Source organism: Aeromicrobium sp. (assembly GCF_049586495.1).
Classification (GTDB): Bacteria; Actinomycetota; Actinomycetes; order Propionibacteriales; family Nocardioidaceae; genus Aeromicrobium.
The window spans coordinates 1-1707 of record NZ_JBAVCB010000130.1 but is presented as its reverse complement, the minus strand read 5'-3'; the positions used below and the strand labels follow the sequence as shown (position 1 = coordinate 1707).

Below are 1707 nucleotides of genomic sequence, written 5' to 3'. Positions count from 1 at the left end.
GCGTCGGCCACGAAGGCGTCGTCTCGGATGTCGCCCACCAGGGGGAGAGCGCGGCCACCGGCGGCTTCTATCGCCTCGGCGGCGGTGTAGATCGTGCCGGGCAGCAGGGGGTGTGGCTCGGTCGTCTTGGCCAGAAGCGCGATGTTGGCACCGTCGGCTGCGGCACGGATCGCGATGGCCTCACCGATGCCGCGGCTACCACCGGACATGATCATGGTCTTTCCTGCGAGCGTCATGCTCGCCACCGTAGCCGCACCGGCGGGTGGGCAACAGATCTGCCGATATGGTCGTGGCGTGACCGATGACCTGCTGATCGAGACCCGCGACCACGTCCTCACGATTCGCTGGAATGCCCCGGACCGGCTCAACAGCCTGACCGGCGAGATGCTGCACGCCGCCGCTGCGGCGATCGAGGACGCCGGCGGCGACGTGCGATGTGTGCTCATCACCGGCTCGGGGCGGGCCTTCGGAGCCGGCGCTGCGCTCGGCGAGGACTTTGACGGCGCCGCCACGCTGGTGGGCATCAATCGTCTGGTGCGCGCCATCACCTCCGCACCCCTGCCGGTCGTGGCCGGGGTCAATGGTCTCGCCGCCGGAGCGAGCGCGTCGTTGGCACTGTCGGCCGATCTCGTCGTCGCGCGGCGTTCGGCCTACTTCTTGCTGGCCTTCGTCAACATCGGTCTGATGCCCGACGGCGGGGCGACGGAGCTGGTCGCTGCATCGATCGGCCGCGCTCGGGCCATGCAGATGGCGATGCTCGGACAGCGCCTGCCCGCTGCCGACGCGGCCGACACGGGCCTCATCCACTCCGTCGTCGAGGACGTCGACTTCGATGCCGAGGTGGCAGCGCTCGTCGAGCGCCTCGCAGCCGGACCCACCCTCGCGCTGGGGCGGATGAAGGCCGCGATCAATGCCTCCACCCTCCCCACGCTGGACGAGACGCTGGATCGTGAGACCGAGGGTCAGGCAGTGCTGTTCGAGACCCACGATGCGACCGAGGGCGGGCGGGCCTTCGTCGAGAAGCGCCCGGCGAAGTTCGAAGGCCGATGAGCGACTCCATCGAGGTGCTCGAGAGAATCCTGACCGACCGTCGGTCCTGCCGCGGCTTCCTCGACCAGCAGGTGCCGCGCGACGTCATCGAGCGACTGCTCGCGGCGGCGCAGCACACCGCGTCGTGGTGCAACACGCAGCCATGGCAGGTCGTGATCACCTCCGGCGAAGCCACGTCCAGGCTCGCGGAGGCGCTCAGCACCTCGGACCAGGGCTTCGGATCGGACATCGAGTTCCCCGCCGCGTACACCGGTGTCCACTCCGAGCGTCGGCGGGAGGTCGGCTGGCAGTTGTACGAAGCGGTAGGCGTGGTCAAGGGAGACCGTGACGCCTCAGCGCGCGAGATGCTGCGCAACTTCGAGTTCTTTGGCGCCCCGCATCTGGCGGTCATCTCCACCCCGGCCGAGCTCGGCACCTACGGAGCGGTGGACTGCGGCCTCTACGTCAACAGCTTCCTGCTCGCCGCCGAGGCGCTGGGTCTCGCGACGTGCGCGCAGGCGGCGGTCGCCAGCCGCTCGCCCCTGCTGCATGAGTGGTTCGACATTCCGGCCGACCGGATGATCGTGTGCGGCATCGCGTTCGGCCACGCCGACCCCGTTCACCCCTCGGCACAGTTCATGTCGCACCGCGTCCCGATCTCCGAATCGGTCACCTTCG

Annotated in this window: 3 protein-coding genes; 2 read left to right on the top strand and 1 reads right to left on the bottom strand. The window is 69.3% G+C overall.

The window, feature by feature from the left end; translation table 11 throughout:
- A partial coding sequence (locus tag WB508_RS06965) for an SDR family NAD(P)-dependent oxidoreductase (protein ID WP_423844158.1) occupies positions 1-236 on the bottom strand: 236 nt, incomplete at its 3' end.
- A gap of 58 nt (positions 237-294) precedes the next feature.
- Here WB508_RS06965 and WB508_RS06960 point away from each other — a divergent pair.
- Positions 295-1050 (top strand): enoyl-CoA hydratase-related protein, encoded by a 756-nt coding sequence (locus tag WB508_RS06960; protein ID WP_423844157.1) that lies wholly within the window; start codon positions 295-297, stop codon positions 1048-1050.
- On the top strand, positions 1047-1707 hold a 661-nt coding region (locus WB508_RS06955; RefSeq protein WP_423844156.1), incomplete at its 3' end, for a nitroreductase. The genes WB508_RS06960 and WB508_RS06955, both read left to right, overlap by 4 nt.